Here is a 22,893-nt window from a genome sequence, read left to right on the forward strand (position 1 = left end):
GTGCCTCTCGGTTGGGGATCCTCGCACTATCCTCACATACCCGGTATTTCGCGCTGGTATCCGGTTGGTGTCCGGCAGGGGCTGAGGGGCGTTTCGACTCGCTTCGCTCGCTCAATGAGGGGGGATCATAGGAAGCTGACGGATACCGCGGAGGGCGGCATCCGCGATCGCGACCGCATCCGTGCCGCAGCGCGTGATGTTCGCGCGGGCGGCCGCGAATGCAGGGAGCACTCCGGTGCGGAGCGCTGCGACGATCTCGGCGGCGTGGACGCGGAACCGGTGCCTACTGGTTGCTGAACGCGGCGTCGAACGACTGCTCGGGAAGCTGCCACAGCAGCGAGCGCACGTACGTCACGGCCTCGGCGGCGCCGTGGAGCCGGTCCATGCCGGCATCCTCCCACTCGATCGAGATCGGACCGGCATAGCCGATGGCCGCGAGCGCCCGGAAGGCATCCTCCCAGGGCACATCGCCCCGCCCCGTCGAGACGAAGTCCCACGGTCGGCGTGGGTCGCCCCAGGGGAGGTGCGAGCCCAATGTGCCGCCGCGACCGTTCGTCGCGCGCACTCGCGTGTCCTTGCAGTCCACGTGGTAGATCCGGTCCTTGAAATCCCAGATGAACCCGACCGGGTCGACCCGCTGCCACATCATGTGGCTGGGATCCCAGTTGAACCCGAACGCGGGGCGGTGATCGATCGCCTCGAGGGTTCGCACGCTCGTCCAGTAGTCGTAGGCGATCTCGCTCGGATGCACCTCGTGCGCAAATCGCACACCCTCGGCGTCGAAGACGTCCAGGATCGGGTTCCAGCGGCGGGCGAAGTCCTCGTAACCAGCGTCGATCACCGTGGCATCCACCGGCGGGAACATCGCGACATACTGCCAGATCGACGAGCCGGTGAAACCCACCACCGTGTCGGCGCCGAGGCCCCGCGCCACCCGGGCGGCCCGCTTCATGTCGTCGGCGGCGCGCTGACGCACCCCCTCAGGGTCACCGTCGCCCCACACGTAGTCGCGCACGATCGCCTGGTGACGGAAGTCGATGGGGGAGTCGCACACCGCCTGGCCGGCGAGGTGGTTCGAGATCGCGAACACTTTCAGCCCGTACCGGTCGAGCACCTCGAGGCGCGAGCGCAGATACGCAGGGTCCTCGTCGGCGCGACGCAGATCGAGGTGGTCACCCGACGCGGCGATCTCGAGCCCGTCATAGCCCCACTCCGCCGCAAGCCTTGCGACCTCGTCGAAGGGAAGATCAGCCCACTGGCCCGTGAACAGGGTGACCGGATGCCGCGCCTCGTGCGTCGATGTCATGCTGCGTTCGCCTCCCGATGAGCGGAGTCGGTGGCATGAGCCCAATCGCCCGACTCCGACGATTCGATCACGGCTTCGGTGAGACGCGCCGCGCGCACCCCGTCGGCAAACGACGGCAGCCCCTCAACGTTCTCACCACGGATCGTGCGGTGCACATCGGCGAGAAACAGCCCGAAGCAGTCAAGGTACCCCTGCGGATGGCCCGAGGGAACCAGCAGATACGGATCCAGTCCGCGGGCATCCGCCGACGTCTCGTCACCCTTCGGAACGATCGTGACCTGCTCACGCGCGCCGATCCACAGATCGTTCGGGTTCTCTTGATCGAACGCGTACGACTGCGTCTCCCCGTCGATCGACAGCCACAGTCGGTTCTTGCGACCCGGCGTGGCCTGCGAGACCACCAGCGACCCGGATGCGCCGCGATCGGTCTCGAACAGCATCGTCACGCCATCCTCGGTGTGTACCGGGACCTCGCCCTCGGCCGAGATCCGCGAATCGTGCAGCCGCGAGCGGGTTGCGATCAGCCGCACGATGCGGTGTCCGCTGACGAACTCGAACAGGTCGCACCAGTGCACACCAATGTCGGCGAACGCGCGCGACGCACCATCGGTCAGACGCCAGTTCGTGCTCGAGCGGTCCGACATCCAGTCCTGCAGGTAGTGACCGTGCGCCAGCCAGATCCGCTCGTCACCCGCTGCGATCCGCGAACGGGCTTCTCGCACGGTCGGGTAGAAACGGTAGACGAAGGGCACGGCGTGCACGACGCCGGCTGCGTTCGCGGCATCCTGCAGGCGCTGCGCATCAACCGGCGACAACGCCAGCGGCTTCTCGCAGATCACATGCTTGCCCGCCGCGATCGCCGCCTCGGCATACTGCACGTGGAAGGCGTTCGGGGTGCACACGTGCACGAGATCGACGTCGGGGTCGTCAATGAGTTCTTGGGGGTCAGGACCCGCCGCACGCCCTCGGCCTGGGCGGTAGCCCGTGTCCGGTCCTGATCGCGTCCCGCGAACGCGACGACCGTGCCGCCGGCCGACCGCACGGCTCGCGCGTGCGCGCGACCCATGAACCCGGTTCCGATGATCCCGCTGCGAATCGGCTCCATCGCGCTACTTCTTTCTCGAGAGGGCGACGGCCGCGATGATGATCGCGCCACGAACCACCTGCTGCTGGGCCACATCGAGCCCCGCAAGGATCAGGCCGTTATTGACCAGGCCCATGAACAGGGAACCGAACAGGGTGCCGATGATCGCCCCGCGACCGCCGAACAGGCTCGTCCCGCCGAGGATCACCGCGGCGATCACCGTGAGCTCATCGCCCTGGCCCCACTGGAAACGGCCCGACTCGAGGCGCCCCGCATACAGCATCCCCGCGAACGCGGCGACGATGCCCGACACGAGCAGCACCGTGAACTTGATGCGCGCGGTGTTGATGCCGGTGAAGCGCGCCGCGGTCGGGTTACCGCCCGTCGCGAGCACCTTCCGACCGTAGCGCGAGCGGTTCATGATGACCCAGCCCACCGCGACGATCACGGCCGTCCACACCAGCAGACCCGGCACCGGACCGAAGTCACCGCCGCCGAAGATCATGACGTACACGTCGTCGGTGATCGGTTGCGGGGCCGAGCCCGTGATCCACTGCGCGATACCCGCCGCCAACCCGAGCATGCCCAGGGTCACCAGGAATGAGGGGATGTTCAGCAGCGCGACCAGGCCGCCGTTGACGGCGCCGATGATCGCGCCCGAGGCGAGCCCCGCCAGGATGCCGGGCACCAGCCCGAAGTTGCTCACAGTGATCGCCGTCACCACCGAACTCAAGCCCGCGATCGAGCCGACGCTCAGGTCGATCTCGGCGGCAGCGATGACGAACGTCATCGCGATCGCCATGATCGAGATCGTCGCCGTCTGCCGCGCGATGTTGAGCAGGTTGTTGCCTGACAAGAAACCGTCGTTGCCGAGCATGACGGCGAAGAGGATGAACACCACGACGAACGCGATGTAGATGATGTTGCTGCGCCAGTCCATGCGGGCGGTCAGACGCCGCCACATCGAAGTGTTCTCGGCGGTCACAGAGGTGCTCATGCGGCCTCTCCTTGGATGATGAGTTGGAGTTGTTCTTCGCTGTTGATCTGCGAGCGAGTGAGTTCGCGATCCGTGCGCCCGTCGCGCAGGACGACGACACGGTCGGCGACGGCCAGCAGCTCGGGAAGCTCGGAAGAGATGAACAGCACGGCGTTGCCCTGCGAGGCGTAGTCCCGCACGATGTCGAGGATCTCGGTCTTGGTGCCGATGTCGACGCCCGCCGTCGGCTCGTCCATGACGAGCAGCTTCGGATCGGTGTTGATCCACTTCGCGACGACGACCTTCTGTTGATTGCCGCCCGAGAGCAGGTTCACGGGAGCGTACGGGTCGGCTGTCTTGACCGAGAAGCGCTCGACGAGGTCCTGCGTCATGGCGCGCATCCGTGCCGTGCTCACCAGGATTCCCGCCATGAGGCGGTCGAGGACCGGCAGCGTGAGGTTCGCCGAGACCGAATGTTCGAGCACGAGGCCCTGTTCGCGGCGATCCTCGGGGATCAGGGCGATGCCGGCCCGCTGCGCCGCAAGCGCGCTGCGGAAGCTGACCGTCCGCCCGTCGATCCGGATGGTGCCCGAGGACGGTCGATCGATGCCCGCGATGACCCGGGCGAACTCGGTGCGACCGCTGCCCATGAGGCCCGCGAGACCTACGATCTCGCCCGCACGCACCGTCACGTCGACATCCACGAGGCCCGTGTCGCTGGCGACGTGCTCGGCGGCGAGGATCACGCGATCGTCGACGCCGCGCTCGCGCTCACGGTAGACGAGGTCGCTCGCCAGACGCCGGCCGATGATCGCCTCGATGATCTGCGCCACCTCGACGTCGGCCACGCGGTCGCTGAGGACCACCCGCCCATCGCGCAGCACCGTGATGCGCTGGGCGACGCGGCGGATCTCGTCCATGCGGTGCGAGATGTAGACGATCGCGATCCCACGAGCCGTCAACCGTTCGATGAGCGCGAACAAGCGCTCCACCTCGTGGCTGGCCAGGCTTGCGGTCGGCTCGTCCATCACGAGCACGGTGGCGTTCTTGGCCACTGCTTTCGCGATCTCGACCAGCTGCCAGTACGCGGTGCCGAGAGTCTCGACACGGGCCGCCGGGTCGATGCTCACGCCCAGGTCGGCGAAGATCCGCGCGGCCTCGCGCTCGGCGGCGCGGTCGTCGATGAGGCCCAGCTTGGAGCGCAGCTCCCGGTTCAAGAAGATGTTCTGCGCGACCGTCATCGACGGCACGAGACTGAACTCCTGGAACACCATGCCGATCCCGACCCTCTCGGCATCCGCGGGGTTGCGGATCTTCACAGGCTCGCCGTTGACCTCGATCTCTCCGGAGGTGATCGGATGCACGCCCTGCAGCACCTTCATGAGGGTCGACTTGCCCGCACCGTTCTCGCCGGCCAGAGCGTGAACCTCACCCGCATGGATGTCGAGATCGACCTCCTTGAGCACCTCGACGGGCCCGAAGCTCTTGACGATGCGGCGCATCCGCACCGCGGGTGCGGACGAATCAGACATCGCCGCCGTCGCGCGTAGGAATCTTCACCCATTCGCCCGACTGGCCCGACTCGAGGATCGCGTCGTCGACCAATGCTGCGGCGTAGCCGTCGGCGAAGTCGGGACGCACCCGGCTGCCGTCGACGATCGCCTTGATGACGTCGTGGGCTTCGATGATCTTCGTCTCGCCGTACCCGATGCCCAGCGCGGGGATGGGCCACAGGGCCTCGCCGTAGGGCGTGTTCGGTCCCGTGTAGACGGTGCGGAAGCCGCGGCGGTCGGCAGGGTCGCTCTTGAACGCGACCTGCAGCTCGTCACGGTTCTCGTAGTTGAAGAAGATCGAACCCTCGGTGCCGTGGATCTCGAAGGTGATGAAGTTGTTCCGACCCCACGCGTTGCGCGTGGCCTCGATCGAACCCACGGCACCGTTGTGGAAGCGCACCAGTGAGATGGCCTCGTCGTCGACATCCACCGCACCGCGGGGTCCGTCGGACTTCGACGCACCGCCGAGGGCGTCGAAACCGCTGGTCTGCAGCGGGCGCTCGGTGATGTAGGTCGAGGTGATCGAGTTCACCGCGGAGATCTCGCCGACGAGGTACCGGGCGATGTCCACGACGTGGCTGCCGATGTCGCCGACCGCACCCGATCCGGCGATCTTCTTCTGGAAGCGCCAGCTCAGCGGCGAGTCGGGGTCGGCGCTCCAGTCCTGCAGGTACGTGCCACGGAAGTTCAGGATGCGACCGATCGCGCCCTCGTCGATGTACTTCTTGGCCAGCGCGACAGCCGGGGTGCGACGGTAGTTGAAGGCGACGGCGCTGACGACACCGGCGCGCTCAACCGCTTCGAGCATCTGCAGCGCCTCAGCGGAAGTGGGCGCGAGGGGCTTCTCGCAGATCACGTGCTTGCCCGCCTCGGCGGCGGCGATCGCGATCTCGGCGTGCAGGTTGTTGGGGGTCGCGATGTCGACGAGGTCGACCTCGGGGTCGTTGATCACGGCCTCCCACGAACTGGACGACGAGTTCCAGCCGTAGCGGTCCGCGGCGGTGCGCGCCAGGTCCTCGGTGGCATCGACGACGACGTGCTTGACGGGGCGTGCCGGGGCCGGCCAGAAGAACATGGGCATGGCTGAGTACGCGAGCGAGTGGGCCTTGCCCATGAACCCGCCGCCGATCATGGCGATCTTGATGTCTTGCATGTCGTCTCCGATGTCAGGGGGTCAGTGAGAGGAAGAAGGAGGGTGGGGGTGGACGCGGGCAGCATCCACCCCCGGAAGGGATTGGGTCAGTCGACGTATGCGTCGGTGACCGAAGCCGGCGGAGCCGAGTGGTACACGAGCTCCCACGCCTCGAGGACGTTCGCGTGGTCGACCGGCAGCGAGCTCAGTGCGACGTACGGCGGCACCTCGATGCCAAGGATCGACAGGGCTGCCAGACCCGCCTCAGCGACGCCCTGGTCGTAGGGCAACTGGGCGCCCAGGCCGACGATCATCTCGTTTTCGGCGAGAGCGATCGCTACGTTGGTCCCGAGGTCCTCGGTCGCGATCTTGATGTCGGTGCGGCCGTTTTCGCGAGCGGCAGCCATGACACCCTCGGCGGGGACGTCCCAGACGGCCCAGATGCCGTCGAGGTCGGCGTGCTTGGTGAGCATCGCCGTGGTCGCCGCCTGCGCATCACCGGCGAAGTCGGGACCGGCGATGCCCTGCTCCTCAACGATCTCGATGTCGGGGAACTGCTCGGTGATCGTGTCGACGAAGCCGTCGTAGCGCTGCTGGGTCACGAAGAAGTCCGCCTCGTGGTAGATCGCGCCGATCTTGCCCTGGCCGCCCAGTGCGCGCGCCAGCAGGTAGGCGGAGGTCACGCCGTTGCCGTAGTTGTCGGCCGACACCATCGAGACGTAGTCGACGCCGGGGGTGAAGCCCTCGGGGACGTTGTCCATGAAGACGAGCTTGACGCCCTGCTCCGCGGCCTTGCGGTATGCGCTCGCGGTCGCGACCGTGTCGGTCGGGATCGAGACGATGATGTCGGGGTTCTGGGCCAGAACGGTCTCGATGTCGGACACCTGCTTGGCCGGGTCGAACCCGGCATCCGTGGTGGCGATGACCTCGATGCCGAGGCGCTCGAACTCCGCGTTCAGGCCCGCGATCTGGGCGTTGGCCCAGTCGTTGCCGCCGTAGTGCATGACAATGGCCGCGGTGAGCCCCATCTCGGCGACCTGGGCCGCCTGCTCGTCGGTGACGACAGCCTCGGACGCCGGTGCCGGCTCCTCGCCGTTGGGGCCGGTGCTCAGCACCTGGCCCGTGATCTCCTGCAGCGCGGCATCGATCTCTGCGGCGATCGCAGGATCGACGTCCGAGCCCGAGTCCCCGCCGCCGGCCGGCGTGCATCCGGCGAAGGCGAGGACGCCCACGACGGCCATGGCCGCCACGAGTGACTTCTTGATGTGCATGGTCACGTGCTCCCTTGCGTGTGATTGAGGGACGAATGGTGCTTCGTCCCCTCCTCCGGAACCGCCTTGGCTCCGGAATCCGTCTCGTCCCTCGCGTTCCGAGACGTCCCCGACCCGACGGATCAGGAAACGAGCCCCTCGGAGGAGAGGAACTCGAAGCTTCGCTTCGCGGCCGCGCTCGCGTCGCCGGCGTAGCCGTCGAGCTCGACCGTGATCCAGTCGTCATACCCGGCATCCACGACCGCCCGGATGATCGCGCTCATCGGCAGGTCGCCCTCGCCGAGGGGCATGAAGCCGCCCGCCTCGGCGTCGAGGTCTTTTAGGTGGACGTTGACGAGGCGGTCGGCATAGCGCTGGATGACCGCAACGGCATCGCCGCCCCCTCCTGCGATGTGCGCGACGTCGGCGCACAGCCCGATCGAGCTCGCCGCGAACAGCGCATCGATCTGATCGGGACTCTCGGCGATGCTGCCCAGGTGCGGGTGGTAGCTGGGGATGAGCCCGGCATCCTCGGCCCGGCGAGCGACCTCGTCGAGCAGCGAGGCCATGATCTCGTAGTCGGCCTCCTGGCGGCCGGTGTGACGGATCGCGCCGCCGCCGAGCACGAAGTGCCGGGCGCCCAGCGACGAGGCGAGCGCGATCGAACGCGTGAACCGCGCCAACTCGTCGGCGTGCGCGTCGCGGTAGATGAAGTGCCCGCCCGAGTACACGCCTACGGGGGTGAGCCCGCGGTCGGCCGCAGCCGCGCGAAGCGTCTGCATGTCGTCCTCGAAGGGGAGCAGGTTGCCGTCGAACAGTTCGAAGCCGGCGAAACCGGCGGCAGCCGCCGCGTCGAGACCCACCGTCACATCGCCCGGAGTCACATAGAAACCGGACCCGATGTCGGTCACGGCGCCGGGAGTGCCGACCACACCGCCCCAGGCATTCATCTCGAACGCGAGCTTCATGGCTGTCTACCTCCTCGTAGGGGATCGTCGCAGCGACGCTAGCACTTATGACTTTTTCAAGTCAATAGTAGAAACCGTAGAAGCTATAAGGTTCCGCACTTTGACCTTCTCAAGACGTAATGACATGATTTCTGCATTCTCTGATGCGGCATCGAAGAGACAAGGGAGCGGAGATGGGTACGGTCGGGGCCGGCGACCTCTTTCGGATCCTCCGCGATGGGAGCCCCCGCACCCGGGGGGAGCTCGTCGACGAGACGGGACTCGCGCGCACGAGCGTCGTTGTCCGTCTCGCGGCGCTGCAGGAGATCGGCCTGGTCTCATCGCTCGGAAACGCAGCGTCGTCAGGCGGAAGACCCGCGTCCCGCGTCGCGTTCGACGCATCGGCGCGCACGGTCGTCGCGGTCGACCTCGGCGCTACCCATGGTGTCGTCGGAATCACCGATCTTCGCGGGGAGGTGCGCATCACCGAGCGCCGCGAGCTCGATATCGCCGCTGGCCCCCAGGCCACGCTCGACTGGGTGATCGAGGCTGCCCAACGACTGCTCGCCGATCTCGATGTCGACCCGAGCACGGTACTCGGCGTCGGGATCGGGGTGCCGGGTCCGGTGCAGCACTCGACAGGCAGGCCGATCCGTCCGCCCATCATGCCGGGGTGGGATGGATTCGACATCCCGGCATTCGTTCGGGAGCGGATCGATGTGCCGACGTTCGTGGACAACGACGTGAACGTCCTCGCGATCGGTGAACGGGCGACATCCTGGCCCGACGTTGACGACCTGCTGTTCATCAAGGTGTCCACGGGCATCGGAGCGGGCGTGATCTCGGGTGGCAGTCTGCAGCGTGGAGCGCAGGGATCGGCGGGAGACATCGGTCACGTGCAGGTTCCGCACTACTCGCTGGACGAACGTGATCTTGAAGCGATCGCCAGCGCCCCCGCGATCGCGCAGGAGCTTTCAGCTGCCTCCGGCGAGAGGGTGCCGCCGGGCGCCGTCGCGGAGCGCATCCGGATCGGGGACCCCGTCGCCATCGCCGCGGCCCGAGACGCGGGGCGAGCCATCGGGGAGGTCGCGGCCATGTGTGTGAGCCTGCTCAACCCCTCGACGGTCGTCGTCGGCGGTCGCCTCGGCGTGCTCGTGCAAGAGATCATCGCCGGCGTGCGGGAAGTCGTGTACAAGCGGTCTATCCCCCTGGCCACCCAATACCTGAACATTGTGCCGGCTCGCGGCGGCATCGATGCCGGCGTCCGCGGAGCAGCGCTCATGGTCATCGACGAACTCCTCTCACCCGAAGCCATCGACCGAATGGTTGCCGACCTCGTCGGGCGTTCGTCGTCCGGGCAACGGGAGTCATCGAAGTCGCGGTAACGATCCGGGCCAGTGCCGCCCGGACGACGCGTCGTCCGGGGTTCAGTCGTCCTGGAGCCGGATCGTCGCGGACGGGCACAGCTCTTCGGTCTCCCGCGCGGCGGCCCATTCGGACTTCGGGGGATCTCGTCGAGAACGCTGACGAATCCGCCGTCCTCGTCGCGGTTCGCGAACACGCTCGGCGCCAGACGCCCACAGGTGCCGGACGCGCTGCACGTGGTCGGGTTGATCATGACCTTCATGGGCTCTCCTGGGTGTGGCGCGGCTCAGCCTCGGTACTGCCGGACGAGGGGGTGTACGGGTCGCGATTCTTGAGCCCGACCTGGTTGAGGTAGGCGATGATCGTTCGGAACGCCTCACCGAGGGTTGTCTCTGTGTAAGGGATGCCGTGCTCGGCGCAGTGCGCTCGCACCAGTTTCTGCAGGGCGGGAAGGTTCGGACGCGGCGCCCGAGGGAAGACGTGATGCTCGATCTGGTACTCGAGGCCTCCACATAGCGATCACCACCCACTGCCGTCTCCCATCCGATCTCGCCGGGCCGCTGATCGCGACAGTATGAGGTCGGTCGGCCTCGCCCCGAGGGCCCTGCGTGAAGCGCGTTCGCTCGCTACCGCCCGCGGGTCCGGGATGGGGAGTCACGTCACAGCAGCGCTGATTCCGCTGCCATCTTTTCGACAGCGGGAAGGAGCGGCGTGTGCGCCAGCGGCAAGGCGTCGCAATGCACCGCTCAGATCGCAGCGGCGATGTCGGTCTGCGCGAAGTCGTCGCCCTTGAAGAGCAGTGCAGCGCCCAGGCTGCGGGCGAGCGCATACGAGTAGCAGTCACCCATGTTCAGTGATGCTGCGTGACGACCCTTACCGAATCGGCGCCACGCTGCGGTTGCGATCGACGCTTGAGCGGCGTCGAAGGGCGCGACCGTGACGCGAGCGCGAGAGATGAGGGCCTCGAGATCCTGCGTAGCCGCCGGTCCCTGACGCGCATCGGCCACGATCGTCGCTTCCACGAGCGTCGCAGCGCTCACGTGAAGGTCGCCAACGTTCTCGGCGATCACGCGGGCGAAACGCGACGCATCCGCTTCGCCAAGGACGATGGCCATCAACGCTGACGTGTCGAGGGCGATCGTCATCGGGGCAGGCCGTGCTCGTCGTAGCCGATGATCTCGTCGGCCGACCGCGCATCCAGGGTCGCCCGATCGCGCCCTCGGGAGATGATCGCCTCGAGGTCACTCTGCACATCGGGCGCCGTGGCCTGTGCCCTGACACGGTCGAGGCGCTCGGCGAATGCCCTCCGCGCGGCAACCGTGATGCTCTCGCCCGTTGCGTCAGCGAGAGCCCGCACCAGGCGATCCGCTTCGGGGTCTTTGATATTGAGAGCCATGGTGGAAGCCTACCTCTTAAGGAAGAAAGGAATAACAATAGGAAGAAACATGCTCCTGCTACAGTATGAGCATGAAGACCGAGCGGCTCCAGGTGCTGATCGACACCGAGCAGCGTGAACGGCTTGAGCGGGTCGCCGCTCGCCGTGGCGTGTCGGTTGCCTCCCTCGTACGTCGAGCGATCGATGTCGCTTACCCCTCGGGCCTCGAACAGAAGGCCGCGATTGCTGCCGGCATCCTTGCTGCCGCGCCCATGGACGTTCCTGATCCCGACGATCTGCGCGCCGAACTCGACCTCATCCGGGGCCGCGCGTGATCCTGCTCGACACGACGGTGCTCGTCTACGCGGTCGGGTCCGAGCATGCACTGCGCGAGCCATGCCGGGCACTGATCTCGGCGATTGGTGACGGGCGGATTGCGGCGACCACCACCGTCGAGGTGCTGCAGGAGTTCACCCACGTCCGCGCGCGGCGGCGCGGGCGAGACGACGCCGCGGTGCTTACCTCCCAGTTCGCGGCGCTGCTGTCTCCGCTCGTCACGGTCGACGCCGTCGACCTTGCGGCCGGGCTAGACCTTTACCGTGCGCACGATGCGCTCCGGGCGACCGACGCCGTACTCGCGTCGGTCGCGATGCGTCGTGACGGCATGGAGGGGCTGGTGTCTGCCGATGGCGCGTTCGCCAGTGTCCGCGGGCTCACGCACCACGACCCGGCATCGGCTGGGTTCCTCGCCGCGCTCGGCATCGGCTGAGAGATCCGCAAGGCTCGACGTTTGCTGCCGTTCCTCCCCAGGGCCGGCAGCGAACCTGACTTGCGCACGGGGGCAGATCGTGCAGCCCGAGTGCTCTTGCGCGCGTACGGTTCTGGATATGCGCATTGATCCGGCGCACACTGGAGAACATGGAGGTCGTCGTGGGGATGGACACACTCGCCGTGCTCGTTGCGCTCGCTGTGGGCATCGTCGGGCTGGCGACGACCGTGACGGCGTCTGCGCGACGCACTCGCGGCGAGCTGAAGGCCGAGTTCGCGACGGAGATCTCTCGCCTCGACGACCGACTTTCGCAGCTTGACGACCGGGTGTCTCGGCTTGACGACCGGGTGTCTCGGCTTGATGACCGCGTCTACGCACTCGCGGCAGGCCTCGCGCCCCGCCTCGCGCCCGCCCGCGAGGCTCCGCGCGACGAGTAGACCGCAAGGTCAGATCAATCGTCGGAGTGGTACCGTTTTATGTACCACTCATCCGGAGGTGTCCCTGTGTCCGCCATCACCGCGACCGAAGCGCGAAAGAGCCTGTTCGGACTCATCCAGCAGGTCAACGATGATCACACGACGGTGGAGGTCGTCTCCCGCCGGGGCAACGCCGTGATCATGTCCAAGGACGATTACGACGCTCTCACTGAAACCGCGTATCTTCTTCGAAATCCCGCTAACGCCGAGCGGCTGCTCGAGGCGGTCGAGCGCGCGCGTCGCGGCGAATTCGAGCAGCACGACCTCGTCGATCCGTGACACGCGCGCTTGTCTTCGACCCGAACGGGTGGGAAGACTACTTGTACTGGCAGACGCAGGATCGCAAGACGCTGAAGCGGATCAACACGCTCATCGCCGCAGTCCTTCGCGATCCGTTCGACGGCGTCGGCAAACCCGAGCAGCTCCGCCACGTGCTGTCGGGCTCCTGGTCTCGGCGGATCGACGAGAAGAATCGACTTGTCTATTACGTCACCGACGACCACATCGTGATCCTCCAAGCACGAGACCATTACTGACGTCACCGCTCGGATCACGCGTCAGAGGGTGGGGGCACGTTCCCACAGAGACGAGACCGGCAGGCCCCCCAGCCGGTCGCCGAACGCAGCGCTCTGCTGAGCCGTGCCGAGCACGTAGCTAGCTCAACTCGTCGTTTCGCGACACATAACTCGTGGATTTGCGGCCTATACCTCGCGGATTCGCGGCATCTCGCTGTGTCGAGGCCGGTAGCGTGATCTCCGATGAATGACGAGGAAGTGCGGCGCCGCTTCGCCGAGATCGCCGGCGGGATGACGATCGCCGACCTTCGAGGCGTCATGGAGCAGATCAGGCGTGCCCGTGTCGCCGACTACCTAGAGCGAGGTCGGCCAGAGCTGCGGCATCCGCCGCGCCCCGACACCGTGTGCTTCCGCGTGCGTGCCGACCTCGTTGGGGCGAAACCGCCGGTCTGGCGGCGCCTCGACCTGCGATCGTCGATGACCCTCGACGTCCTGCACGAGGTGCTGCAGGCCGCGTTCGGGTGGACCGATTCGCATCTTCATCGCTTCTCGATTGGGGGCGACGGGTGGGATCGCAACGCGCAGCTGTTCCTGTGCCCCTACGACGTCGACGAAGGCGAAGACGAGGGCGTTCCCGCGTCGGAGGTGCGGCTCGATGAGGTCGTCGCCGAATCCGGTGACACCCTGCACTACCTCTACGACTACGGCGACAACTGGCAGGTCGTGCTGCGGGTCGAGGATGTGCGTGGCATGGGCGAACCCGTGCCGCTGGCGGTGTGCGTCGACGGACGCCGGGCAGCCCCGCCCGAAGACAGCCGCGGCCTCGGAGGCGCAGAGCTGCTCGAGATCCAGGGTGATCCCGCCTGGTTCGACCCCAGCGAGGTCAACGAGGCGCTGGCGGATCTGCGGTTTGCGCTGCGGGAGGCGGGAGTCGCGGCATCCGTGATCTCTGTCATCGACCGGCTGCGGTACCTGCCCGGCGGTGATCGCGTCGAAGAAGTCGCGCGGACACTCGTCGATCCGCCGACCGATATCGCGGACGGGGAGGTGGATGCCGCGCTGCAGGCCTGGACGTGGTTCCTGCGTCGGGCGGGAGGCGAGGGGATCGAGCTGACTGCCGCCGGCTATCTGCGCCCGGCCGACGTCGTCGAGGCCAGCGTCGTCGTGCCAGCGATGGGGGCGTGGATCGGCGCACACAACCGCGAGGCGCAGAGCGGGCCGCTGCTGCACTTTCGTGAGGCGCTCGTGCGCGACGGGTTCTTGCGCAAGTCCAGAGGAAGACTTCTCGTGACGCGCCAAGGCCGCGCCGGGGTGCGGGAGGCGCAGAAGATCTGGGATGCCTTGATCACCCGATTCGGGGGAGTTGTTGACGGGACACACGCCATGCGCGGGCGCCACGGCGCGCTCAGTGCGGATTACAGCCGCGATGCGACGATCTGCCTCTTGCTCATGGTCGCGGGCGGAGGGCGCTTCAATGCCCGGGTGCTCGAGGGTCGCCGTGAGGTCGGGAGAGAGCGGACACTCCGCCTGGACGATGTCGCGGCGTGGCTCACGGCGCTCGGATGGCGTCGCGGCGATGGGCCGGTCGAGGCATCCGAGCTGTACGAAGAGGGTGTGCGAACCGTGCTCGAGAACCTCTGGGACGGGCCCCGGGAACGCGCCGATCGCGGCGAGATGAGCGACGTCGCGCGGCAGTTCGCGCGTGAGGTGCTCAGGCGTGGTTCGGCATCGTTGGTCTAGCCGCGACCGCGACCACGTCAGGTGATACCTCTCGCGACGAGTGATCCGCCTCGATCCGCCTCCCCATTCGTGCGAACGGCGCGGGTCTCCACGCCCATAAGGAAACGTGCGCGCTGAGGCCCACGAGGTGGCAGGCTTGCCGCATCCGTCGCACAATGAAGGGGTGATCTCGCTCGTGGACCCACAGAACTGGCTCTACATCGCCGCGCTCACGACCGTCATGCTGGGAGGCACGACGGTGATCGTCACACTCACCAATCGCACGACGACTGCCGCGATCCACGGGTTGCGGGGCGAGCTCTCTGGGCGGATCGACGCACTGGGCGGTGAGGTCAACGGGCGAATCGACGCGCTGAGCGGGCGTATCGACGGGCTGCAGGGGGAGATGAATGCGCGGTTCGCGGCGGTCGACGTGCGCTTCAGCGCGCTCGAGCACCGGATCGACAACCTCGACCGCGACGTGTCGGCTCTCATCAAGCGCGCGCTGGACTCCTAGACTCGCGACACGCTGGCGTACGGCATCCGCTGTGCTGCACGCAGGACGATGAGGAGCGGTTCCTCCACAGCGCGCCGAAGAACTCGGCTGCCGTTGGACCGGCGTCGACCGAGTGCGAGATGTCGGCGGCGGCTGCAACGATGGTTTCGTGGACTACTGGCATGAGGTTGCCCAATCTCTCGGGGGCGCGAACTACGACCGCGCATGGGCGCTGAACGCGGCAGGGCGGGTCACGATCGTCGACCTGGATGCCGACAACACGCGCACGTCGGTCGATGCCGTCGTGCGCGATCGCGGCCACGGGGGCGATGACGTCATGGTGGTCTCGGTCGTCATCGAGCCTGCGCGCGGGTCGATGAGCGCCTACTGCAGTTGCGAGCATGCCCCGCACTGCGCGCACGTCGCTGCCGTGCTGCTCGCCGTCTCGGATGCCGGGACGGACTCGGGCGCGAGAGGGCCGAAAGGCCAGTCATTCCCGCCGCGAGACAGCACTCCACCGTGGCAACGCTCGCTCGATGGGCTGCTGCCGGCATCCGATGCAGCCGCCGTGGAACTGTGCCTGTTCATCACCCTGCAGACACCGCGCGCGACGCGCTGGAGCAGGGTCCCGCAGCAGCCGAGGCTCGCGGCCCGGCCCGGGATGCGCGGCGCGCGAGGCGCATGGATCAAGGGCAAGGCCCGCTGGGGGCACCTCGACGGGCTGCAGGCGGATCCCGCGGCGCTCGCGCTGCTGATCGAACTCGACGTTCTCGACCCTGCCGCGAACTCGTGGGGCTACACCTATCGCGACGACGAATGGATGCAGCTCGACCGGCTGCCCTCGCGAACGCTCTGGTCGCTGTTGACCGATCTCGAGGCGGCGGGGGTCGCGCTCGTCTCACCGGGCAAGGCGCAGCATCCGGTGCGGCTCGACGGGGAGCCGCTGACCCCGCGGATCTCGGTCACCGAGAACCGCAAGCGACTCGCGGTGCGCGGCGAGCTGGTGCCGGTGCGAGACGACGAGGATGCCGATGCCGGGGACGCCGACGCCGGCGCCGACGGGGAAAGTGAAGCGTCGGAGCCGCTCGTGACCGTCGGTAATCCTCCGATCGCCGTGGGTCGGGTCACCGCAGCCGGCACCGCCGAAGAACGCATCGTGCTGCACCCCCTCGATCCGCCGCTCACCGGGCCGATGCGCGACCTGATCGCCGCCGACAAGCCCATCTCGGTCGACACGGCGAGCAGGGAGCGCTTCGAGAGCGACTATCTGCCACGGCTGCAGGCGATCGCGCCGGTCGTATCGCCCGATGCCAGCTACACGGTGCCGGCACCGCCGAGCACCGTGCTCGAAGTGCGCGTCGACCACGGCGACGGGCTTGCCCACCTCACCTGGCGATGGGACCGGCTCGGCGGCAGCATCCGTCCCGACCGGGATCGCGAGGCCGGCATCCTCGATTCCGTTCGCAGCACTGCAGGTGCTCACGCCTCCATCGTCCTGCCGGGGGAGCGGCCGGATGCTGCGATGGTGCCGCCCGACCAAACCCTGCGCGGCGCGGCTGCTGTGCTTTTCGTCGCCGAAGTGCTGCCCGGCCTGCGCTCGCTCGAGACCGTGCGGGTCGTCGAAGACGTCGAGGCCCCCAGCTTCCGTGCCGCATCCCAGGCGCCGGATGTCTCGGTCACCGCCCAGCCCGGAACCAACGACTGGTTCGACCTGAGCGTGCAGGTGCGCATCGAGGGTGAGGACGTCGACTTCGCTGCCCTGTTCCGGGCACTCAGCGAGAACGAGCCGATCCTCGTCCTGCCGAGCGGCACCTACTTCTCGCTCGATACGCCCGAGCTGCAGCGCCTGCGCGAGATCATCGCCGAAGCCAGTGCCCTCTCGGACCGCCCCGTCACCTCGGTGCAGGTCAGTCGCTACCAAGCCGACCTCTGGGAAGAGCTCGTCGAGCTGGGCGTCGTCGCGCGCCAGGAGATCGAATGGTGGATGCGGGTGCGTGGGCTCAGCGACCACGATCAGCTCACCCCCATTGATGCGCCACCGACGCTGCGCGCCGAGCTGCGCGACTACCAGCGCACAGGGTACTCCTGGCTGCACTTCCTGCGCACTCACCAACTCGGCGGGGTGCTCGCCGACGACATGGGCCTGGGTAAGACCCTGCAGACCATCGCGATGATCGAGAAAGCACGACTCGATGCGCTTGAGACGGGCGACCAGCAGCATCCGCCGTTTCTCATCGTCGCCCCCACCAGCGTCGTCGGCAACTGGGCTGCCGAGTGCGCGCGATTCGCGCCCGAGCTGCGCGTCGCTGCGATCAGCGCAATGGGAAACAAGCGCGGCACGGCACTGGCCGACGAGGTCGCCGGGGCGCACGCCGTCGTGACCAGCTACGCGCTGTTCCGTCTCGAGTTCGACGCTTACGCGACCCTGGACTGGCAGGGGCTCATTCTCGACGAGGCTCAACAGATCAAGAACCCGTCGTCGCAGGGCTACAAATGCGCCCGGATGCTGGACGCCCCCTTCACGCTCGTCATCACCGGCACTCCGCTCGAGAACAACCTGCTCGAGCTGTGGGCGCTCGTCTCGCTCGCGTGCCCGGGTTTGCTGGGAGGGCGCCGCAGCTTCACCGAGTACTACCGCACACCCATCGAACGAGAACGCGACAACGAACGGCTGCGGACGCTGCAGCGCCGCATCCGCCCCTTCCTGCTGCGCCGCACCAAAGAGCTTGTCGCATCGGAACTGCCGCCCAAGCAAGAGCAGCAACTTGTGCTCGATCTGCACCCGACCCACCGGCGGCTCTACGACCGCAGGCTCGCGCGTGAGCGCCAGAAGGTGCTCGGTCTGGTCGACGACGTCGACGCGAACCGGTTCCAGATCTTCCGCTCGCTCACCCTGCTTCGCCAACTCTCGCTCTCGCCCGACCTGGTCGACGAAGGCGAAGCGCCCTCGGCGAAGCTCGACGCCCTCATCGAGCTGCTTCGCGAAGCAGCCGCCGAAGGACACCGCGCCCTCGTGCTCAGCCAATTCACCCGCTTCCTCGGCCGCGCGCGGGATGCTGCGACGGATGCCGGGATCGCCTCGCTCTACCTCGACGGCTCAACGACCAACCGCGCTGCCGTCATCGACCAGTTCCGCACTGGCGACGCGCCAGCGTTCTTTGTCTCGCTCAAGGCGGGCGGTGTCGGGCTCAACCTCGTCGAGGCCGATTACGTCATCCTGCTCGACCCGTGGTGGAACCCGGCCGTCGAGGCGCAGGCCATCGACCGCGCCCACCGAATCGGTCAGACCCGGCCCGTCATCGTCTACCGGCTCGTCTCGAAGGGAACCATCGAAGAAAAAGTCATGGCACTCAAGACCACCAAAGCCCAACTGTTCGACCGCGTGCTCGACACCGACGGCGACGCCATCGGCGGCGGGCTCTCTGCCGACGACATCCGCAGCCTCGTCGACTGAACCGCCGATCGGGTGCAGAATCCTGCGTTTGGTAGCGTGAAAGTGCTGCTATCGGTCGCGTAGAGGTGCTGCTGGGGGTCGCCGACCCCGCTCTCGTGTGCTGTCTCGCGGATATACGGCTGTTCGTCATTCAGGCTGGGCGGCGGGCTGCATGACGGGTATGCCGAGAACGGTGAGCGCCTCGGCCTGGCGGTCGTCGTACGTCACGAAGCTGTCGAGATCGTCGCCGAGCTCGACGGCAGATGCCACATGCACGGCATCCATTGACCGCAGTGACAGCGGGTCGAGCGTCGCCGCTCGCTCGAAGGTTGCCGTGCTCAGCTGGAGGAGCACGAGCGAGTCGAGCACTTCTCGCGCCCGCACCATGCGCGAGGGTGCCGCGCGACGGGTCGCGCGCAACAGCTCGGTGCGCGCGAGGTCGCTTGATACCGGCATCCGGCCCGGCTCCTTCAGCCAGTCCAGAAGCGCCGCCGACTCCGGCTCGTCAACGACGAGCTTCACGAGCGCCGAAGTGTCGAGATAGACCGCCATCTCAGAAACGCTCGTCGTCGCGCAGCGCGTGCAGCTCCGTCGACAGCGGGTCGCCGGGTGCGGGCGGCATCAGGTCGGCGATTGCGCGACGCGGGGGCCGCGCGCGCCCCGCGGTGATCAGGCGATCGAGCCCCGACTGCGAGATCGGTGAGAGCTGGGCCACACGGCGGCCGCGATCAGTGATCCAGAGAGTCTCTCCGGCGGCCGCGGCAGCCACGACGCTCGACGCGTTCTGCTTCAACGCTCGTATGCCCACCTCATCCATGTGCTTCATTGTAGAACATGGCGGCGAGTCTGCTGGGGCGTTTCGTCTCGCTTTGCTCGCTCAACGAGCGGGGCGGTGAAGGCGTTTCGTCTCGCTTTGCTCGCTCAACGAGCGGGAGTGAGAGGGGCGTTTCGTCTCGCTTCGCCCGCTCACCGAGCGGGGGAGACGGCCGCGCGAATCACCCGAGCTACCTCTTCGACCGCGGGAAGGAGCTGGCTCATCGAGGCCTCGTAGGTGTTCCAGCTGCGGCCCGCCGGGTCGAGGACGTCATCCTCGGACGGGTCGCCCGGAGCGTCGACCGTACCGCGAACCGCGATGATGCGGTCGAGAACGGCGCGGAAGCGGGCCCGGGGGTCGTCGCCGGCATCCGCCCCGGCCTCGTGGAGTTCGGCATCCGTCACGTGCCGCGACAGACGAGCGAACTCGAGGATCGTGAACGCCTTGCGCAGCAGGGTCGGATCCAGCTCGACCACGGCCTTGCGGTGCGCCCGGGTCATCGCCAGCACGAGGTCGCGACCGGTCACGAGCGGCTCCGTGAGGCGCTGCGCACCGTGGGCTTTGATCTCTGCCGCCGGGATGCCGAGCTCGGCCGCAATCTCACAGGCCTGTTCCGTCATCTCTTCACCAGGCCGCGGCTTTGTGCCCGCGCTGCCGACCTCGACCGGAAGATCAGCCAGAAGGAGCCGCAAGTACAACTCCGACAGCGGGGAGCGGACGATGTTGCCGGTGCAGACGGTGAGGATCTCGATCGGCATGAGGCGAGGATACCTGGGTGCGTTTCGACTCGCTTCGCTCGCTCAACGACCGGAGACGAGGGGGAGGCGCGGAATGCCCCGCATCACGGCATCCATCACCGCGACAGCATCGGAGCCGAAATCCGTCATGCCAGCACGGGCAGCCTCGAACGCACCCACCACGCCAGATCTGACTCCTTGGACCACCGAAGATGCCTCGTCGGGGCGAACACCGAACCGTGCTCCGATGTGGATGAGGCTCTCGAGAGAGATCTGGTCGAGCGCGTACTCGCCTTCCACGCTCATCGCGCTCCTGATGCTCGCGGAGCCGTCCCAATATGCGGCGTAGGTCAGCAGATCGTAGAGAGGGGCGAGACGCACGGAGCGACCGTGCAGCATGAGGGAGTAATTCTTCGCGTGAGCATCCGTGCACCCCGCGACGACGTTGAAGACGAACGCGCGAAAGAACGCGGCGCCGGTCGTCTCGCGATCCGCGACGAGTGGCAGGGAGCCGATCAGCTGAGCGATGCTCGCCACGCCCGGCCCGCCGTCGCGCCACTGGTACTTCTTCGACGGCGCGACACTGAGTGCTTGACACATGTCCTCTTGGTGAAGCCGATGCCAGCGACCATCGGCCCAGTGGCGGTCATACCTCTCGCTGATCAGGACGTTCCAGTCACCGATACGGCCGAGCTGGGCGCTGGCGACGGAACACCCGAGTTGCGCTGCCGCGCGCAAGGTGAGCTGCTCTACCACGTCGATACGGCGGAACCTGCCGACGACCGGCTTGAGGATGTGTGTGGTCGGCTGGCTTCCCTCGGGTACTGCCCAGTGGCCATCCGGCATCCGGAACAGCGCGATCTTCGGTTGCGCACCGGCGATGCTGAAGCGCCCAGCGCCCTCACCGACAGCCACGCCGTCGGTGTACTCGGTGACCACCTGATCGAGCATCAGGGCCACCTCTTCGTCGGTGACCGGCCGCGCGCTCTGCTCGGCGAGCGCGTCGCTTGCCAGCTCCCCGGGTGGAAGGATCTGCACCGCGCCCGCCGCATCTGCCCCGATGTGCTCGAGAAGCGCGAACGGATTCGCGGGCGACACCCCGAAGCGGCGTCCGATCGCCCGCAGCGCCTCGTCGTTGTCGGGGAGCAGTCCCTGGAGCCAGGGGAGCACGACTCGCTTTCGGTGTGTCGTCGCGCTCAACGGCATCGCCAGCGACAGGGGAGTCGCATCGTTACGGTCTCGGTAGGCAGCGTCATAGGTGAAGGTGACGTTTCCAGACGCCGACTGGGTGAGAATTCCTGTCGGGATGCCGTCCAGGTAGACCGCCAACTCGGATGCCGTCACCGCAGCACGTGCCCCGTCGTGAGATCCCGCAGCGCGACCTCGTAGCCGAGTGCCTGGAAGAGATCGAAGAGCTTCGCGGACTCGACCGTCGGCTTGCCCGACTCGACATCGGCGACGAAGGATCGTGACAACCGTGCGCGTGTAGCGAGGTCCTGCTGTGTCCAGCCCCGTTGTGCGCGCAGCTCCCGCACAACGGCCGACGCGTCGCGCATTGTCAGCACCCGGAGCTCCCCTCGCTTGGTGGATGTCGCCGTACGGCTCTTTCTGGATATGTCGCCGTACGGCAACATTCTAGGATGTCGCCGTACGGCTGCACAAGGGACGAAGGGGCGTTTCGACTCGCTTCGCTCGCTCGACGAACGGGGTTAGCGGGTGGCGGTGAAGGTGTCGCCGGCCCAGAGCCAGGGCACGCCCTGGCCATCCAGGGTCACGGCGACCGGGGCATCCGTTGGAATGCTCGGGACGCAGGTCGCGGCGTCCGGCTCTGCCACGAGCATGCCGTCGCAGGATGCGGCATCCTCCCGAGCCGTCGTGATCTGGCCATCGCCCGCAACCGTCAGCGCGAGGACGCCCGCCTGGTCCAGGGGTGCCCAGGACGCAGCATCCGTCGTCTGCGATGCCTCTGATCCGCAGATCACCGCCGTCGTGCCGCCACCCGCTCGCGCACCCGCCGGGGTGACGCACGGAGCATCGAGCGCGCCGGCCGGCGTCACGACGACCGCGGGGTTCGCAGGATCCAGATAGGTCGACGACGCGAGGATCTCGTCGTTCGGCTCCCAGAACTCGCCGTCGGTGAAGGTCCGCATGCCCTGGAGCGTGCAGTCCGCGCCCATCAGCGCCACCATCTGCGCCTGATCGGTCGTGTACGGAGACAGCGACAGAATCTGGCCGATTCCGAGATACCGCGGAGTGACGTCCGACCACGTCGCGCCGGCATCGCTCGAGCGCTCCAGCAGCGGCTCGACCGACCCGCACGTGCCCGCCGTCGCGCGCCACAGCACGCCCTCGGATGCCGCGAGGAATCGTTCATCGGCGCCCGTCGCTGCCGCGACCGACACGGTCGGCGTCGGTGTCGGCGCCGCGGTCGGAGTCGTAGCGCCCATCGTCGGCGTCACCCGCGGCGCCTCGGTCGGGGGAGGAGTCTGGGCGCGGTTGATCGCGAGCCAGCTCAGCCCGCCCACCGCGAGGATCAGGACCGCGACGATCACGACAGACACCCACGCGGGCACAGCGCCCCGGGAGCGGCGTCTTGACGTGCTCGAGCGGTAGGCCACGGCGGTCCTCGCGTGTCGGCTGGTGTGCGGCGGGCGGAACAGTATCCGCTCGCGGACGCGATGCGGATAGAAGCGTGTGGTTCTGGCGCCGAACCGGCGAGGTCGTCCCCCGACAGGTACCCTGGCGCCTATGACGGAGTCTAGCGCGGGTACCCTACGTTCGCGGGAACGGAGCTCTTCGCCGAGCTCCACACGGGGCTCAGGCGCGTCCCGAGGTTCGAGTTCGTCCCGGGACTCGAGTTCGTCCCGGGGCTCGTCTCGGGAGTCGGGTCGGCGCGAACGCGCCAGTCACACCTGGCGCTCGGGCGGATCAACCGTCGCCCGCTGG

26 protein-coding genes are annotated in these 22,893 nt (G+C 67.5%); 9 read left to right on the top strand and 17 right to left on the bottom strand.

From position 1 onward, the window contains the following. Positions 1-283: 283 nt before the first annotated feature. The 8 genes from IT882_RS02470 to IT882_RS02500 all read right to left on the bottom strand — a co-directional run bounded on the left by IT882_RS02470 (position 284) and on the right by IT882_RS02500 (position 8,269). Complete coding sequence (locus IT882_RS02470; protein WP_195693026.1) at positions 284-1,306, bottom strand: sugar phosphate isomerase/epimerase family protein; 1,023 nt, start codon at positions 1,304-1,306, stop codon at positions 284-286. Further along, a complete protein-coding gene (locus tag IT882_RS02475; protein ID WP_229382255.1) occupies positions 1,303-2,208 on the bottom strand; it encodes a Gfo/Idh/MocA family protein in 906 nt (301 codons plus the stop codon). The genes IT882_RS02470 and IT882_RS02475 overlap by 4 nt, the downstream gene beginning before the upstream one ends. Then, the gene (locus IT882_RS17240; protein ID WP_418887764.1) at positions 2,142-2,486 is read right to left on the bottom strand and encodes an NAD(P)-binding domain-containing protein; all 345 of its coding nucleotides are present in this window, start codon (positions 2,484-2,486) and stop codon (positions 2,142-2,144) included. The genes IT882_RS02475 and IT882_RS17240 overlap by 67 nt, the downstream gene beginning before the upstream one ends. Continuing rightward, complete coding sequence (locus tag IT882_RS02480) at positions 2,416-3,387, bottom strand: ABC transporter permease (protein WP_195693027.1); 972 nt, start codon at positions 3,385-3,387, stop codon at positions 2,416-2,418. The genes IT882_RS17240 and IT882_RS02480 overlap by 71 nt, the downstream gene beginning before the upstream one ends. Then, the gene (locus IT882_RS02485; RefSeq protein WP_229382256.1) at positions 3,384-4,898 is read right to left on the bottom strand and encodes a sugar ABC transporter ATP-binding protein; all 1,515 of its coding nucleotides are present in this window, start codon (positions 4,896-4,898) and stop codon (positions 3,384-3,386) included. Before IT882_RS02485 ends, IT882_RS02480 begins: the two co-directional genes overlap by 4 nt. Next, positions 4,891-6,072 carry a Gfo/Idh/MocA family protein gene (locus IT882_RS02490; protein WP_195693028.1) on the bottom strand — a complete coding sequence of 394 codons (1,182 nt, stop codon included), beginning with the start codon at positions 6,070-6,072 and terminating at the stop codon, positions 4,891-4,893. Before IT882_RS02490 ends, IT882_RS02485 begins: the two co-directional genes overlap by 8 nt. Positions 6,073-6,158: 86 nt before the next feature. Further along, on the bottom strand, positions 6,159-7,322 hold the full coding sequence (locus IT882_RS02495) for a substrate-binding domain-containing protein (protein ID WP_195694021.1): 1,164 nt from the start codon (positions 7,320-7,322) through the stop codon (positions 6,159-6,161). 122 nt (positions 7,323-7,444) lie between these two features. After that, positions 7,445-8,269 carry a sugar phosphate isomerase/epimerase family protein gene (locus IT882_RS02500; RefSeq protein ID WP_195693029.1) on the bottom strand — a complete coding sequence of 275 codons (825 nt, stop codon included), beginning with the start codon at positions 8,267-8,269 and terminating at the stop codon, positions 7,445-7,447. Positions 8,270-8,442: 173 nt separating this feature from the next. Here IT882_RS02500 and IT882_RS02505 point away from each other — a divergent pair, with 173 nt between their 5' ends. Then, positions 8,443-9,633, top strand: coding sequence for an ROK family protein (locus tag IT882_RS02505; protein ID WP_229382257.1), 1,191 nt, complete (start codon positions 8,443-8,445; stop codon positions 9,631-9,633). A 238-nt stretch (positions 9,634-9,871) separates the two neighbouring features. Here IT882_RS02505 and IT882_RS02510 read toward each other — a convergent pair whose 3' ends face one another. From IT882_RS02510 to IT882_RS02520, 3 genes are all read right to left on the bottom strand, one after another. Then, positions 9,872-10,105, bottom strand: coding sequence for a hypothetical protein (locus IT882_RS02510; RefSeq protein WP_229382439.1), 234 nt, complete (start codon positions 10,103-10,105; stop codon positions 9,872-9,874). Between the two features lie 254 nt (positions 10,106-10,359). Continuing rightward, positions 10,360-10,758 carry a type II toxin-antitoxin system VapC family toxin gene (locus IT882_RS02515; RefSeq protein WP_195693031.1) on the bottom strand — a complete coding sequence of 133 codons (399 nt, stop codon included), beginning with the start codon at positions 10,756-10,758 and terminating at the stop codon, positions 10,360-10,362. Continuing rightward, positions 10,755-11,009 carry a type II toxin-antitoxin system VapB family antitoxin gene (locus IT882_RS02520; RefSeq protein ID WP_195693032.1) on the bottom strand — a complete coding sequence of 85 codons (255 nt, stop codon included), beginning with the start codon at positions 11,007-11,009 and terminating at the stop codon, positions 10,755-10,757. The genes IT882_RS02515 and IT882_RS02520 overlap by 4 nt, the downstream gene beginning before the upstream one ends. Positions 11,010-11,080: 71 nt before the next feature. On the opposite strand from IT882_RS02520, the gene IT882_RS02525 reads away from it, so the two are divergent. The 8 genes from IT882_RS02525 to IT882_RS02560 all read left to right on the top strand — a co-directional run bounded on the left by IT882_RS02525 (position 11,081) and on the right by IT882_RS02560 (position 18,417). Next, positions 11,081-11,323, top strand: a complete 243-nt coding sequence (locus tag IT882_RS02525; protein ID WP_195693033.1) for a CopG family transcriptional regulator — start codon at positions 11,081-11,083, stop codon at positions 11,321-11,323. Continuing rightward, positions 11,320-11,757: a type II toxin-antitoxin system VapC family toxin gene (locus tag IT882_RS02530; RefSeq protein WP_195693034.1), complete on the top strand. Its 438-nt coding sequence runs from the start codon at positions 11,320-11,322 to the stop codon at positions 11,755-11,757. Before IT882_RS02525 ends, IT882_RS02530 begins: the two co-directional genes overlap by 4 nt. Positions 11,758-11,906: 149 nt before the next feature. Next, complete coding sequence (locus tag IT882_RS02535) at positions 11,907-12,194, top strand: hypothetical protein (protein WP_195693035.1); 288 nt, start codon at positions 11,907-11,909, stop codon at positions 12,192-12,194. A gap of 66 nt (positions 12,195-12,260) precedes the next feature. Then, the gene (locus IT882_RS02540; RefSeq protein WP_229382258.1) at positions 12,261-12,512 is read left to right on the top strand and encodes a type II toxin-antitoxin system Phd/YefM family antitoxin; all 252 of its coding nucleotides are present in this window, start codon (positions 12,261-12,263) and stop codon (positions 12,510-12,512) included. After that, positions 12,509-12,769, top strand: a complete 261-nt coding sequence (locus IT882_RS02545) for a Txe/YoeB family addiction module toxin (protein ID WP_195693037.1) — start codon at positions 12,509-12,511, stop codon at positions 12,767-12,769. Before IT882_RS02540 ends, IT882_RS02545 begins: the two co-directional genes overlap by 4 nt. A gap of 222 nt (positions 12,770-12,991) precedes the next feature. Then, positions 12,992-14,488: a plasmid pRiA4b ORF-3 family protein gene (locus tag IT882_RS02550; protein ID WP_195693038.1), complete on the top strand. Its 1,497-nt coding sequence runs from the start codon at positions 12,992-12,994 to the stop codon at positions 14,486-14,488. 163 nt (positions 14,489-14,651) lie between these two features. Beyond that, the gene (locus IT882_RS02555; RefSeq protein ID WP_195693039.1) at positions 14,652-14,984 is read left to right on the top strand and encodes a hypothetical protein; all 333 of its coding nucleotides are present in this window, start codon (positions 14,652-14,654) and stop codon (positions 14,982-14,984) included. A 148-nt stretch (positions 14,985-15,132) separates the two neighbouring features. After that, positions 15,133-18,417, top strand: a complete 3,285-nt coding sequence (locus IT882_RS02560; RefSeq protein ID WP_195693040.1) for a DEAD/DEAH box helicase — start codon at positions 15,133-15,135, stop codon at positions 18,415-18,417. 126 nt (positions 18,418-18,543) lie between these two features. On the opposite strand, the gene IT882_RS02565 is transcribed toward IT882_RS02560, so the two are convergent. The 6 genes from IT882_RS02565 to IT882_RS02590 form a co-directional block, all read right to left on the bottom strand. Continuing rightward, positions 18,544-18,948 (bottom strand): type II toxin-antitoxin system VapC family toxin, encoded by a 405-nt coding sequence (locus IT882_RS02565; RefSeq protein WP_195693041.1) that lies wholly within the window; start codon positions 18,946-18,948, stop codon positions 18,544-18,546. A 1-nt stretch (position 18,949) separates the two neighbouring features. Next, a complete protein-coding gene (locus IT882_RS02570) occupies positions 18,950-19,213 on the bottom strand; it encodes a type II toxin-antitoxin system prevent-host-death family antitoxin (protein WP_195693042.1) in 264 nt (87 codons plus the stop codon). A 149-nt stretch (positions 19,214-19,362) separates the two neighbouring features. Next, the gene (locus IT882_RS02575) at positions 19,363-19,968 is read right to left on the bottom strand and encodes a low molecular weight phosphatase family protein (protein ID WP_195693043.1); all 606 of its coding nucleotides are present in this window, start codon (positions 19,966-19,968) and stop codon (positions 19,363-19,365) included. Positions 19,969-20,010: 42 nt separating this feature from the next. Next, on the bottom strand, positions 20,011-21,291 hold the full coding sequence (locus IT882_RS02580; RefSeq protein WP_195693044.1) for a type II toxin-antitoxin system HipA family toxin: 1,281 nt from the start codon (positions 21,289-21,291) through the stop codon (positions 20,011-20,013). Then, complete coding sequence (locus IT882_RS02585) at positions 21,288-21,503, bottom strand: helix-turn-helix domain-containing protein (RefSeq protein WP_195693045.1); 216 nt, start codon at positions 21,501-21,503, stop codon at positions 21,288-21,290. Before IT882_RS02585 ends, IT882_RS02580 begins: the two co-directional genes overlap by 4 nt. 153 nt (positions 21,504-21,656) lie before the next feature. Continuing rightward, complete coding sequence (locus tag IT882_RS02590) at positions 21,657-22,499, bottom strand: hypothetical protein (protein WP_195693046.1); 843 nt, start codon at positions 22,497-22,499, stop codon at positions 21,657-21,659. Positions 22,500-22,893: the final 394 nt, after the last annotated feature.

This window comes from Microbacterium schleiferi, assembly GCF_015565955.1.
Taxonomy (GTDB): Bacteria; Actinomycetota; Actinomycetes; order Actinomycetales; family Microbacteriaceae; genus Microbacterium; species Microbacterium schleiferi_A.